General features: G+C 32.3%; 12 protein-coding genes. 10 read left to right on the top strand and 2 right to left on the bottom strand.

All coding sequences use genetic code 11. The features are described from left to right. Positions 1–167: 167 nt before the first annotated feature. Both nrdD and nrdG read left to right on the top strand, forming a co-directional pair. On the top strand, positions 168–2291 hold the full coding sequence (gene nrdD / locus B9N53_RS05025; protein WP_094203955.1) for an anaerobic ribonucleoside-triphosphate reductase: 2124 nt from the start codon (positions 168–170) through the stop codon (positions 2289–2291). Then, positions 2291–2791 (top strand): anaerobic ribonucleoside-triphosphate reductase activating protein, encoded by a 501-nt coding sequence (gene nrdG, locus B9N53_RS05020; protein ID WP_094203954.1) that lies wholly within the window; start codon positions 2291–2293, stop codon positions 2789–2791. The genes nrdD and nrdG overlap by 1 nt, the downstream gene beginning before the upstream one ends. A gap of 48 nt (positions 2792–2839) precedes the next feature. Here the strand turns inward: nrdG and B9N53_RS05015 are convergent, their stop codons facing one another. Continuing rightward, positions 2840–4525 carry a hypothetical protein gene (locus B9N53_RS05015; protein ID WP_094203953.1) on the bottom strand — a complete coding sequence of 562 codons (1686 nt, stop codon included), beginning with the start codon at positions 4523–4525 and terminating at the stop codon, positions 2840–2842. Beyond that, on the bottom strand, positions 4525–5433 hold the full coding sequence (locus tag B9N53_RS05010) for an AAA family ATPase (RefSeq protein WP_094203952.1): 909 nt from the start codon (positions 5431–5433) through the stop codon (positions 4525–4527). Before B9N53_RS05010 ends, B9N53_RS05015 begins: the two co-directional genes overlap by 1 nt. A gap of 80 nt (positions 5434–5513) precedes the next feature. Between B9N53_RS05010 and B9N53_RS05005 the strand changes: the two genes are divergently transcribed. From B9N53_RS05005 to B9N53_RS04970, 8 genes are all read left to right on the top strand, one after another. After that, on the top strand, positions 5514–6326 hold the full coding sequence (locus B9N53_RS05005; protein WP_094203951.1) for a J domain-containing protein: 813 nt from the start codon (positions 5514–5516) through the stop codon (positions 6324–6326). A gap of 277 nt (positions 6327–6603) precedes the next feature. Then, positions 6604–6912: a hypothetical protein gene (locus tag B9N53_RS05000; protein ID WP_094203950.1), complete on the top strand. Its 309-nt coding sequence runs from the start codon at positions 6604–6606 to the stop codon at positions 6910–6912. Positions 6913–6914: 2 nt separating this feature from the next. Beyond that, positions 6915–7931, top strand: coding sequence for a V-type ATPase subunit (locus B9N53_RS04995; RefSeq protein WP_094203949.1), 1017 nt, complete (start codon positions 6915–6917; stop codon positions 7929–7931). Positions 7932–7943: 12 nt separating this feature from the next. After that, positions 7944–9875, top strand: a complete 1932-nt coding sequence (locus B9N53_RS04990) for a V-type ATP synthase subunit I (protein ID WP_094203948.1) — start codon at positions 7944–7946, stop codon at positions 9873–9875. Between the two features lie 13 nt (positions 9876–9888). Then, on the top strand, positions 9889–10308 hold the full coding sequence (locus B9N53_RS04985) for an ATP synthase subunit C (RefSeq protein WP_002835084.1): 420 nt from the start codon (positions 9889–9891) through the stop codon (positions 10306–10308). Positions 10309–10310: 2 nt separating this feature from the next. Then, a complete protein-coding gene (locus B9N53_RS04980; protein ID WP_094203947.1) occupies positions 10311–10619 on the top strand; it encodes a V-type ATP synthase subunit F in 309 nt (102 codons plus the stop codon). 8 nt (positions 10620–10627) lie between these two features. Further along, positions 10628–11236 (top strand): V-type ATP synthase subunit E, encoded by a 609-nt coding sequence (locus B9N53_RS04975; protein ID WP_094203946.1) that lies wholly within the window; start codon positions 10628–10630, stop codon positions 11234–11236. Beyond that, positions 11229–12995 carry a V-type ATP synthase subunit A gene (locus tag B9N53_RS04970; protein WP_094203945.1) on the top strand — a complete coding sequence of 589 codons (1767 nt, stop codon included), beginning with the start codon at positions 11229–11231 and terminating at the stop codon, positions 12993–12995. The genes B9N53_RS04975 and B9N53_RS04970 overlap by 8 nt, the downstream gene beginning before the upstream one ends. Positions 12996–12999: the final 4 nt, after the last annotated feature.

The raw sequence follows: 12999 nt of genomic DNA, 5'->3' as shown, positions 1-12999 counted from the left end.
ATGCAGAGCACCTTTTTGATAAGGTGCTTTTTTAATGTTTTAAATCCTACTAACTATATATAGTATGAATAAAAATCAAAAACCCACATATTGATACTATCTGTAGTATTTGATATAATAAAGCATATTAGGAAATAGTAAAAAAGGAAAGAGAAGAGGGATTGCAAATGCTAACTGTAGAAAAAAGAGACGGACGACAAGTTGAATTTGACGCAAAAAAAATTGTCGTTGCGATAGAAAAAGCTATGAATAGTAGTACAGGAATTTACGAACCGAATTTGGCTGAAAAAATCGCCAACGAAATCGAAGGATACGCCAAGACGATTGGAAAAGTTTTGAGTATTACTGATATTGAAGACCAAGTTTATTATAAGTTAATTCAGTACAACAATCCCGCTACGGCAAGAGCGTACGAAAATTACAAAGCCGTACAAAAATATAAGAGAGAAACTAACACTACTGATGAAAGTATAATCGGTTTGTTGGAAGAAAGTAACAAGGACTTGTTAGAAGAGAACTCCAACAAAAACGCTGTGATAGCTTCTACTCAAAGAGATTTAATCGCTGGTGAAGTTAGCAAGGATATTGCTAGAAGAAAGCTTATTCCACAAGATTTGCTTCAAGCTCACGATGAAGGAGCAATTCACCTTCACGATATGGATTACATAATTCAACCTATGTTTAACTGTTGTCTTGTAAATATGAAAGATATGCTTGACAAGGGAACCGTTGTAAATGGCAAATTAATCGAATCACCAAAATCATTCCAAGTTGCTTGTAATGTAATGACTCAGATAATCGCTCAAATAGCAAGTAATCAATATGGTGGTCAAAGTATAGACATTAGATGTTTGTCGAAGTATTTGAGAAAATCTTATGAAAAGAATTTGAATTTGTGTATCGAAACTCTTGGAGACATCGACATGGCTGAAAAAATGGCAGATAAGATGACTCAAAAAGATTTGGAATCAGGAATTCAAACAATCCAATATCAAATCAATACATTGATGACTTCCAATGGACAAGCTCCATTTGTGACTTTGTTTATGTTTATTGAAGATCACGATGAATACAAGGAAGAAACTGCGAAGATAATCGAAGAGATTTTGAAGCAAAGAATTCAAGGAATTAAAAATGAAGCAGGAGTGTATGTTACACCAGCATTCCCTAAACTAATTTACGTTTTGGATGAAAACAACATTCACAAGGACAGCGAATTTTATCATTTGACTTCACTTGCAATTCGTTGCACTGCTAAGAGAATGTATCCAGATTACATTTCAGCTAAGAAAATGAGAGAAAACTACGAAGGAAATGTGTTCAGTCCGATGGGATGCAGAGCGTTCTTGTCTCCATGGAAGGATGAACGTGGAAACTATCAATTTGAAGGTAGATTTAATATCGGAGTTGTTACGATAAATTTACCACAAATCGGAATTTTGGCTGATGGAGATGAAGACAAATTCTTCGAAATATTAGACAAAAGACTAGAAATGTGCAAACGTGCAGGAGTGTTGCGTTACGATTTACTAAAAGATGTAACTAGTGATTCTTCTCCAATTCATTGGCAACACGGAGCTATTGCGAGACTTAAACCACATACACCAATCAAAGATTTGTTAATAGGTGGATATGCGACTGTGACTTTGGGTTATATCGGAATTTACGAAGCAACGTTGTTGACTATCGGTGAAAGCCACACAACTCCAAAAGGCAAAGAATTTGCAATGAAAATAATGGATATCATGAATGAAAAAATAAAACAATGGAAGAAGGAAACTAATCTAGGATTTGCATTGTACGGAACTCCAGCAGAAAGTTTAACTCACAGATTTAATAGCATTGACAGGGAAAGATTCGGAGTAATCGAAAACATCACAGACAAAGGTTACTACACAAACTCATTCCACGTCGATGTAAGAGAAGAAATATCAGCCTTTGAAAAGTTCTCTTTTGAATCGAAATTCCAAGACAAATCATCAGGTGGATGCATTTCTTATGTAGAAATTCCAAACATGAGCAAGAATTTGAAAGCTTTGGAAACTCTTGTAAAATACATTTACGATAATATTCAATATGCAGAATTCAACACAAAAAGCGACTATTGTCAAAACTGCGGTTTCGATGGGGAAATTACAATCAACGAAGATGGTGATTGGCAATGTCCGCAATGTGGAAACAAAGACCATGCTACGATGAATGTTGTCAGAAGAACTTGTGGATATCTTGGAGAAAACTTCTGGAACGAAGGAAGAACAAAAGAAATCAAAGATAGGGTATTACACATTTAATGAATTACGCACAAATCAGACAATACGATGTGGCAAACGGTCCTGGAATTAGGTGCACGTTTTTTGTAACAGGATGTAGCCTCAACTGCAAGAATTGTTTTAACGAAGAATACCAAGACCCAAATTTTGGAGACAAATGGACCGATACACAGACAAATCAAGTAATAGATTATTTAAACCAAGAAGAAATTGATGGACTTACAATTTTAGGTGGAGAACCATTTGAATCATGCGATGATTTGATAGAAATTGTGGGAAAAATCAGAGAAAACACGAACAAAAGTATCTGGATATTTTCAGGATACACTTATGAAACACTTTCTCAAAAACAAAACTGCATAAATTTATTGGACATGTGCGATGTACTTGTTGATGGAAGATTTGTTGAAGAATTAAAAGATTTGAGATTGAAGTTTCGCGGATCTTCAAATCAAAGATTGATTGATTTGAACAAAACCACAATAGACAACATCATATTAGTTGATGAAAATAAATTATAAATAAACCGTTAGAATCATCTGGTTCTAACGGTTTCGTTTTGAAATTAATTACATATTAGATATTATATTTTTGATGAATGAGCCTACTGTTTTGCTGAACATTTCAGGTGATTTAATGTAGCAGAAATCATTCGTGAAGATTTCCTTCTCAAAAGTCAAATCATCTTGTGCTCCAGTGAACACTCCTAGTAATTTTATTTTTTGCATTCTAGTCAAGAAGACTTCTTTTCCAGTGTCTTTGACTGCCAATACTCCGACGTAATCTTCCGCTTTGAATCTGGTTTTACCGACAAAATTGAGATTTACAATATTGTTGGGCTTACCATCTGTTAACATTATCAGAAGTTTGGACTCCATTTGTTCTGTCATAATATTTCTCATAAATTTGAGTGCTAATCCGTCTCTGTTGGAGCCTTCTGGATGATAATGAAAAATATTTTTGCAGTTTTGTTCATCGTAGTCTTTGAATTTTGTAATTATCAAATAATCGTACATATTTTGAAAACCAAGTACACGAACTTTAATCGACAAATCACTCAGTGCTTTGGCGATTACATAAGCTTGTGCCGCTATAATTTCCTTCTTCACACTTTGACTTGCAGACATATCCAATAACAAATCAACAGACATTGGACTGTTTTCGTTTTTGTATATTTTTTTAAAAATTTTGTTGTCGTTTAGTTTTGTGTGACGCCATGCTCTTTTAATATCGATAGTTCCGAACGTCGATCTTCTAACATCGTCATCTTCATTTTTGAAAAGAGCAAGTTTCAGCATTTCACTTAAAACATTGACTTGACGATTGTATATGAGGATATTTTTCTCAAAATGTTTAACATTCTCATTGTAAGATTCCACCAAAAGATTTGTTCTGTAATTTTCAATTCTAGTAGAATTGGCATTCACTATGTGGAAATTCACGTCAGAATGAATATCTGTGGATAGTTTGCTTTTCAAAGAATTCAAGATAGATTGATCCACGATGCTTTTTCCGTACAATCTTTCGATATTTTGATGAACATCCTTAGTTCGGGAAGTTTTTTGAGTGGAGGAGTCGCTGTCGACATCCTCATCTTCCAATAATTTGTACAAATCCTCAGTAAACTCCTGTGATCCTATGGAATATTTTTCAAGTTGAGATACATTTTCTTGTTTTGTTATAATTTTCTGACTTGTTTTCTCGATAACTGGTTTAACCTCTTTTTTTATCTTTTCAAAATTATCATTATCAGAAATTGTCTTGTATGAGTAGAAATATTTATTTACAATCTTAATCATCAAATCTATCAAAGATATGCTATCGTCGCACTTTGTTTTAGTCAACATCAAGATTTCTCGTATAGACTTGGTAGTTGTCCAAGGTTTATCAGTGTAGTGATATTTCTCTAATTCTTCAGAAATATTTTGCGGATTGGACTTATAATATTTGTCAGAATAGTATAATTTTTGTAATCTATCAAAATCTTCAAGTCCATTTCTTTCTTTCAACATTTTATCTTTTAGGTTGTTGTCTAAAATTAGCATCAAAATCGTGAATATATCAGTTTTGTTTGACACATTATCAATTATTTTCATAACGGAATTCATATCGTAAAATCTGTGAGCAAATCCAAAAAGCGCAGTCTGAAAAATCTCGGCATAGATATTATCTTTAGTAATAAAATATAAATTTGGGTTGATGTTGTAATCTTCACTCAACAACCAAAATAGATTTTTGGACCTTGAATCTTCCATTATTCAAATATCTCTTCCGGTTTCAAATCGTCCTTGAATATAGTGTCGATAATATCTTGCACGATTGTTTTTTCAAATTCATCGAATGTTTTATTCACAATTCCAAGTTTTAAGCTGGATTTAACGCTCAAACCTCTTTTCATAGCGTGGATTGAAGATAACAAACCACGCAAGTCGATACATCTTCCAGAAATTTCAGAATTCAAACTTTTTTCTTGTAAATCCATGAAAAATCTGACGAACATTTTTTGAGCAGTGTCTGTCAATGAAAATTCTTCTGATAGAATCTTGTTCAAAGTTTTTTCGTCTGTTTTTGGCATATCTATTACGAAAAATCTGGACAACAACGCCTCATTGATTTCACGCGTTCCAGCGTAACCGTAATTCATTGTAGCCAAGAATCTTGTTTTATCGTGGATGTCTACTTTTTCAAAACCAGGTATATCTATAATTCGACGATAATCCAAGACGGAGTGCATAATCGCTACAGAATCGTTCTTCGCCATATTAATCTCATCAAACACGCAAAAACCACCGTTTAGTGAAGATTCCAACACAGGACCTGCTCTGAAAATAACCTCATCGTTTTTCAAAGTATCCATCCCAATCAAACTTTCAGAATCCGTATTTACATGAAAAGAAATATTCCATTGTGGTCTTTGGAAAATATACGCCAAATTATCGCACAATATATTCTTGCCGGTAGCTTTGGGACCAACCAATAACAAATTGTTCGCTTCCAAAATGCTTGTTATAGCCATCTCCAAAACTTCTTTTCCATAATAATTAAATCGTGGTTTTGGAATTCTGGATTTGAATTTGTCATCTACTTCATTGTTCTTCAAAAATTTTTCTACATCTTTTATTAAATTTTTATTTATATTTTGTGATTCAAGTAAATTAATCATATTACCTCTTTCATAAATTATCTAATTTGTGACATTAGTATGATATAATAAATTAAAAGAAATTGGAAGTAGGTGAATAAATGAAGAAAGCATGGGGAGGTTTCGTAAAAGGATTTGCGAAATTTTTGGATGGATTTTTCGGATTTTTAATAGCATTTATAGAAACATTGGTTAATTTAACTGTGGGATTTAGGTATGTACTAGGATCCATATTATCCTTCGGTTGTATATTTATATTGTTCTTTCCTTATATATTTTTCAAATACAAATGGGTTACATTTACGGTTTTGTTCATAACGATATTTCCTATTTTAGGTAAAGGATTTGTAAATTATATAAAATATGTAAAATATTCTATGGTTGAATTCTTACTTGGATACGGGGATTATTATCTCAATAATTCACAAACAAAATACACTTCTTATTCTGATTACAAGAAAAAATACATCTTCAACAAACAAGAAGAAGAAAGAAAAGCGCGTGAAGAACGACAAAGACGTGAACAAGAAGAATGGACTAGAAGATTTGAGGAATGGTTCAATCAAAACGGATTTGGATTCGATGATTTCGGATATTACCAACAACAAGGTCAATACGGTGGATATAACCAAGGTTATGGTCAACAAGGATACGGATATCAAAACCAATACCAAAATCCAGTGGACGATTTCGTTAGAACTTATGAACAACATTGCGACACGTTGGGAGTTGGATACAACGCAGACAAGTATGAAATCAAATTGAATTACAGAAAACTTGCCAAGAAATATCACCCTGATATAAACAAAGCAGCTGATGCAACTGCGAAGTTCCAAGAAGTTAACAACGCATACGACTTTTTGTCCAATGAACAAAATATAGAAAGATACAATAGAATCAAAAACAAAAAATAGTTTACGGCTGGGAGAATATCTCCCAGTTTTTTATTGAAAAATTAGAAAACTTTAATCACAAAAATTAAAACTTTGTCTAAATTTCTAAAAATTTATTTTTCATTTAAAAGAATGTAAATTAAAAATATCAAAGTTACAGCAATCAAAAAATTATAATAAAAATGTTTTCATTTATACATATAGCAATTTTTATAAAAAATTCAACAATATATCTAAATTCTATTTCGATTTAAAAATTTATATGGGTTATAATAGGTAGATGTGAGGAAGTGAGTTTATGAAAGATATAATCAATAAAATAATTGAGATTGATAAAAAAGCACAGGATTTGGATAAATCTTTTCAAAATGATCTTGTGACTGAACAAAAAAAACAAAAAGAAGCTATCAGAGAGCTTGAAGACAAATATCAATCAGAATCTGTAACTAAACTTAATTCTGTCCATGACGATATTATTAATAGTCAAAACAATAATATCGAAAATCAAAAGAAGAGTATTGAAGAAAAGAAAAATCACTTGAAGGAAATCTTCGATAAGAATGAAGATAGATTAGTGGACAAATTCTTCAATATTATTACGGAGTAATTATGGGATCTGCAAGATTATATAGTGCGCTTAATACTAAAATTTCTAAGATTAGTTCAGAGCTTTTGTCTGATGAAGATTTTAAGAAATTATTAGAAGCTGATACTAATAAGGATCAATATGATTACCTTTTGAAATTAGGAAAGATTGAGGGTGAATACGCAAACGAGGGCGTGAGTCAGTTTGAAAACAGTCTTAATGATAAGATGATTAAAACTGAAGAAAAGTTGAAATACTATATGAACGGCAGGTACAAGGATTTTTATAATTCTTTGTTGGAATATTATGTCGTTGAAGATATTAAAACTTTGGCGCGTGTTATCGTTAGAAGGGAATACACCGATAGGTTGAATGATAATCTTATAGTTCTCAAGGATACAAAATTTTCTCGAATTTCTTCGTCGACTACGATTCAAGATTTTGTGGATATGTTAGATGAGCCATACAAATCTATTGTCGATAGGTACAAGGAAGAAAATCGTCACAGAATTTTGTTTTTTATTGAAATGAACTTGGATAGAAATTATTATTCAAATATTATCAAGATGAGTCAAGGTTTATCGAAAGAAGATTCTAAGATTGTCCAAGATTATTATGGTGAAAAAATCGACTTATTGAATTTGGAATGGATTTATCGTGCTAACAAATATTATGAAATCAATAGCGAGATTATTTTCAACTTTACGATTTTGGGCGGAAAATTGTTCCAATTGGACGATTTGAAGAGGATTTCGTATATGGATTTTGATGATTTGATGAAGTTTATTTCCGAAAGCAAGTATTCTTTCTTGGTTAATACCGAAAATGATATTGATTTGTATATGGATAGGAGAGTTTACAGATATCTTTATTTCAAGGCTATGGATTTGCTACATACGAATAAGTACAATATTTCGAAACTTATTGCGATTGGCGAATTACTTGAATTTGAAAAGTTTGATATTGAAAAAAGTGTGGAATCTAAGAGGTTTAGTTTGGATTTTGAAAAGTCCAAGTCTTATCTGATTAGAAGAGTTTAAGGAAGTGGTAAATTGAGAGCAGAAAAAATGTACATGATGAATGTAGTTGGAAATCTGAAGTATCTTGAATCCACTATAAAAGATTTGTTGGATATTGGCAGTGTTGAACTTACTGATAGTTTGAGCCAAATCGAAAACAATACTTTTATCGTTAATATTAATAGCGAAAATATCGAAAAAACTATGGAGTTTAATAATGTTACTGGTTTTGAAAACAGGGATGTTAAGGATTTGAACTCTATTGCTGATAATTTAAAGGATATTTTCAAGATTGATTTGAGAGATGAGAGATTAAAAAGAGAGTACAACGAAGATGAAATCAAAGACTTCTACGGTTCTATTAAATCTAAGGTGGACAAGATCTATGACCTTGAAAACCAAATTGATGAAAATAAAAAAGAGTTAGAAGATTTGTATTTGATTGATAATTTGGATGTATCTATTGAAAGCTTGTGTGATATGAAGTATTTCGATTATCGCTTTGGCTATTTGTCTAAGGAAAATAGACTAAAGTTGAAGAAAAACTACGATAATATCATGGCAAGTGTACTTCATTTGGCAAGTAAGAACAAAAAGGAAGTTTATGTAGCTATTTATCCAAAAGATGTGTCCATTGAAACAGACAGAATTTTGAGATCGTTGAACTGGACTGATATCAATATTAATAAAAATAGAAAAGAAGTTCCAAAAGAAATAATTTCCAAAATTGAATTGGAAAATGAAAACTTGGGAGCTCAAATCTCAGAATTAAATCAAAGTTTGAATGAAATTTACAGAGATAACAAGAGCAAAATCATTGATATGGTGATTTCTGCTAATTTGTTGATTCAATTGGAAGATGTGAAGAGTTTACTTGGAAGAAGTGAAAACTACTTTTATTTGGCAGGATGGGTTCCTGAATCAGCTAAAAGTGTTGTTCAAGAAAAATTATCTGCATACGATGATATGTTCATTAATTTCTTGGATGCAGATGACAGTGGACTAACTCCTCCCACCAAGCTCAAAAACAACAAATTTTTTAAGCCGTTTGAGCTTTTAGTTAATATGTATGGCACTCCAAATTACAAGGAAATCGACCCTACTGTATTTTTTGGGTTGACTTATATGTTGTTGTTCGGTGCTATGTTTGGTGATTTGGGACAAGGCGCTGTGATGTTTGTAGCAGGTGTCTTATTAGCGAAATTCAAAGACAAGATGATGGGCGGACTTCTTGAAAGAATTGGTGCAAGTTCCATGGTGTTTGGAATTCTTTACGGTTCTTTCTTTGGACTAGAAGGAATTATTCCGGCATTGTTTTTGAAACCATTTGAAAATATCAACAAAGTTTTGATTATAGCTATTGGACTTGGTGTCGTACTTTTACTGATAGCTTACATTTTGGGATTATGTAACAATTACATTTTCAAAGATGTGCAAGAAGGGCTTTTCGGACAAGAAGGTTTGGCAGGATTTTTGCTATTCTTGTTATTCTTATTATTAGCTGCAACAGTTGCATTAGAATTGCACATTGTTTCTGTTAGAGTGATTGCGGCGTGTATGTTGATTGTGATTTTTGTCATGGTTTTCAAAGTTCCATTGACACAGCTTTTGTACAAGAGAAGACCTCTTCACAATGGTTTGGATGTTACAGGTTATTATGTTGAAAGTTCATTTTCGATTATTGAAACTTTGATTTCAATGTTTTCTTCAACTGTATCATTCATAAGAGTAGGGGCATTTGCTATAAACCACGTTGGTTTATTCTTGGCATTTACATCTATTGGTAAAATGATCGGAACCAATGCAGGTAACATAGCTATGATAATCGTAGGAAATATCGTGATTTTGGGTCTTGAAGGTTTGATTGTGTTCATTCAATCATTGAGACTTGAATATTATGAATTGTTTAGTAAATATTTTAAGGGTGATGGAATTTTGTTCCAACCAACTATAAAGAGAATTTAAAGGAGATAAATTTATGTATTTTATTTTAATTTCAACAGCAATAATAGTTTTATTGACTATAGGTTCAGGTGTTTATTTGTTATACAACAACACTGATTCATCAAAAACAAAATTAAAGAAAGCATTAAGAACTAATCTTTTTGCAATTATTCCATGTCTTGTAATGGCATTTGTATTCTTAATGCCTAACTCTGCATTTGCAGAATCTGCTGCTGGTGCATCTAATGGTCTTGGACTTTTGGCAGCTGCTTTGTCAACAGGTCTTGCAACAATTGGTACTGGTTATGCAGTAGGTGTTGTAGGTTCATCAGCATTGGGAGCTGTTAGTGAAGATCCATCATTATTAGGTAAATCATTAATTTATGTAGGATTAGCAGAAGGTATTGCAATTTACGGATTGGTTATTTCAATTCTTATTTTGCAACAATTATAATTATGAAATCCGTAATTATAAGTGCGGATAATGTTACAAATCTTGGTATGCGCCTTGCTGGAATCACAGGTTTAGTAGCGAAGAATGAAGCAGAAATGAAGAGAGCTTTCAAGGCTGCAACTATTGATGATACTTTGGGTGTTGTCATTATCACTGAGGAAGTATTCAATACTATAAAAGATGAAGTGACAAAACACAAAGACAAGGGGAAGAAACCATTGGTTGTAACAATACCCGGAAGAAATGGACTTGAAGACAAAGATTTCTTGATGAAATACATTAAGGGGTCTATAGGAATTAAGGTAGATTAGAGGTAGAAATGATTTTATTAGAAAAGAAATTAGATATTTTTAACAAAATAATCTATGCGAATAAGAAAAAAGATTATGAAAAGAAACTTCTTGAAGTAAAAAACTCTAATCAAAATGAGCTAAAAGAATACGAACAAAAATTAATTGATGAATACAATTTGAATTTGAAAAAAAGAACCAGAAAAGCTGAACAAAAATCTATCGAAAAATTGAGAACTGCTGAACAAGAAAGCAGAAGAGAGCTTTTGGTTTTAAAAGAAAATGTATTGCAAAAATTGTTTGATAATGTTACTAAAAAAATATTGGATTTTGTGAAGACCGATGAGTACAAGGAAAAATTAATCAAGAATATTGAAGAAAACTTGGCTGATTTGGATTACAAGGTAGTGTTGTTGGTTTTACAAAACGATTATGATTATGTAACTAAGAATTTCAGTTCAGAAAAAGTCGAAGAAATCAAATCCATTCCGAACAATTACTTGGGAGGATTTATGATTCAAGATGTAGAAGAAACAGTGAATTTTGATTACACTTATTTGTCAAAAATGCAAGATTGCAAACATGAAATGGGTGAAGATATTCATAATCTAATGACAGGCGGTGATATCAATGAATAATGGTAAGATTTTTTCTATTAATGGTCCTGTAATAAAAGGAAGAAATATGACCGATTTTACAGCCAAGGAAATGGTGTTAATCGGTGAAAAGAAATTAATCGGAGAAGTTATCAGTCTTGAAGATGATATCGCGGTTATCCAAGTTTATGAAGAAACTGAAGGATTGAAAAAAGACGATGAGATTTATCATACTAACAAACCACTTTCATTAAAATTGGGACCTGGTTTGTTGAAGAATATGTTTGATGGTATTGAAAGACCATTAAAAGAAATCAGAGATAAATTTTCAACTTTTATCCCAGAAGGTATTGGACTTATTTCAATTGATGAAGAAAAATTATGGGATGTCACTATAAAAGTTAAAAATGGAGACACAGTTACTCAAGGACAAATCATAGCAGAAGTTCCAGAAACAGAAGCTATCGTTCACAAAATTATGATTCCAGTTGGAGTTAATGGTACTGTTAAAAACGTGCTTGAAAATGGCAAGTACAATATTGAGACTACTATTATGCAAGTGGAAGATGATTTTGGGAATGTAACAGATATAAAATTGTACCAAGACTGGCCAATCAGAATTCCAAGACCTTCCAAAGAAAGATTGGATGTCGATCGTTTATTGGAAACTGGTCAAAGAATTTTAGATGTGTTCTTTCCTCTTGCAAAAGGTGGTACTGTAGCAATTCCTGGTGGATTTGGTACCGGAAAAACAATGACACAACACCAATTGGCAAAATACGCCGACGCAGATATCATTATTTACATTGGTTGTGGTGAACGTGGTAACGAAATGACAGAAGTATTGGAAGATTTTCCGAAACTTATCGACCCAAACAACGGAAAGCCACTTATGGAAAGAACTGTATTGATAGCCAATACATCCAACATGCCAGTAGCAGCCAGAGAAGCAAGTATCTACACTGGAATTACAATGGCAGAATATTTTAGAGATATGGGATATGATGTCGCAATAATGGCAGACTCCACTTCTCGTTGGGCAGAAGCTCTTCGTGAAATTTCAGGAAGACTTGAAGAAATGCCTGCAGAAGAAGGATATCCTGCATATCTTCCATCAAGAATTGCACAATTCTACGAAAGAGCAGGAATTGTGAAAACTTTGAATGACAACGAAGGATCAGTTACAATTATCGGAGCGGTTTCACCAGCTGGTGGAGATTTCAGTGAACCAGTTACAGAAAACACTAAGAGATTTGTAAATGTGTTCTTGGGTTTGGATAAGGATTTGGCATATTCAAGACATTATCCAGCAATTAACTGGATGAGCAGTTATTCTTCTTATGTAGAAAAATTAAGAGATTATTACGAATCCAAACTTGGCGAAGATGTTGTAGATTTGAGAAATCAAATGCTTAAATTGTTATACGAAGAAGACAAATTAAAAGAAATAGTAATGCTTGTAGGTGAAGATGTTCTTCCAGACGATCAAAGATTGATTTTGGATATTTCAAATGTAATGAAGCTAGGATTTTTGCAACAAAATGCTTTCAGTAAAGTGGACACTTATGTTCCTCTTAAAAAGCAAGTTGAAATGCTTAAAACTATTAAATTATTATACGAAGAAGGATACAAAGCAATCAAAGAACAAATTCCTATTTCTCAAGTTAAAAATGCAGATTTGTATTCAAAAGTTATCGCCATGAAAAACACAATTTCTAACGAAGATTTAAGTGGAATCAAAGATTTAAATGATGAAATCAAAGAATTTTATAGCGATTTGATTAGCAAATACGAAAAGTAGGTGA

The organism is Finegoldia magna (assembly GCF_002243175.1).
Lineage (GTDB): Bacteria > Bacillota > Clostridia > Tissierellales > Peptoniphilaceae > Finegoldia > Finegoldia magna_J.
This window is presented reverse-complemented; position numbering and strand designations above follow the sequence as displayed.